General features: G+C 57.2%; 1 rRNA gene. It reads right to left on the bottom strand.

Features of this window, described 5'->3' with window-relative positions:
* Positions 1–6: 6 nt before the first annotated feature.
* A 23S ribosomal RNA gene (locus tag DQW85_RS01525) occupies positions 7–1,174 on the bottom strand; the annotation flags it as partial.

Genomic DNA, 1,174 nt, shown 5'->3' with positions numbered 1-1,174 from the left:
CGCTTTGTGGTCAAGTCCTCGGCCTATTAGTACCGGTCAGCTCCACACGTTACCGCGCTTCCACCTCCGGCCTATCAACCCGGTCGTCTACCGGGAGCCTTACCCACTCTCGTGGTGGGAGACCTCATCTCAAGGCGAGCTTCCCGCTTAGATGCTTTCAGCGGTTATCCCTTCCGAACGTAGCCAACCAGCCGTGCACCTGGCGGTACAACTGGCACACCAGAGGTTCGTCCGTCCCGGTCCTCTCGTACTAGGGACAGCCCCTTTCAAGTCTCCTACGCGCGCAGCGGATAGGGACCGAACTGTCTCGCGACGTTCTAAACCCAGCTCGCGTACCGCTTTAATGGGCGAACAGCCCAACCCTTGGGACCTACTCCAGCCCCAGGATGCGACGAGCCGACATCGAGGTGCCAAACCATCCCGTCGATATGGACTCTTGGGGAAGATCAGCCTGTTATCCCCGGGGTACCTTTTAGCCGTTGAGCGACACCGCTTCCACATGCCGATGCCGGATCACTAGTCCCAGCTTTCGCTCCTGCTCGACCCGTCAGTCTCACAGTCAAGCTCCCTTGTGCACTTACACTCGACACCTGATTACCAACCAGGCTGAGGGAACCTTTGGGCGCCTCCGTTACCCTTTAGGAGGCAACCGCCCCAGTTAAACTACCCACCAGACACTGTCCCCGATCCGGATCACGGACCAGAGTTAGACGTTCAAAACGACCAGAGTGGTATTTCACCAATGACTCCACCCGAACTAGCGTCCGAGCTTCCCAGTCTCCCACCTATCCTACACAAGACGCTCCAAACGCCAATGTCAAGCTGTAGTGAAGGTCCCGGGGTCTTTCCGTCCTGCTGCGCGTAACGAGCATCTTTACTCGTAATGCAATTTCGCCGGGTCTGCGGTTGAGACAGCGGGGAAGTCGTTACGCCATTCGTGCAGGTCGGAACTTACACAGCGGGGAAGTCGTTACGCCATTCGTGCAGGTCGGAACTTACCCGACAAGGAATTTCGCTACCTTAGGATGGTTATAGTTACCACCGCCGTTTACCGGCGCTTAAGTTCTCACCTTCGCCAGCTTACGCCAGCTAAGCGCTCCCCTTAACGTTCCGGCACCGGGCAGGCGTCAGTCCGTATACATCGTCTTACGACTTCGCACGGACCTGTGTTTTT

Source organism: Nonomuraea lactucae (assembly GCF_003313395.1).
Lineage (GTDB): Bacteria > Actinomycetota > Actinomycetes > Streptosporangiales > Streptosporangiaceae > Nonomuraea > Nonomuraea lactucae.
This window is presented reverse-complemented; position numbering and strand designations above follow the sequence as displayed.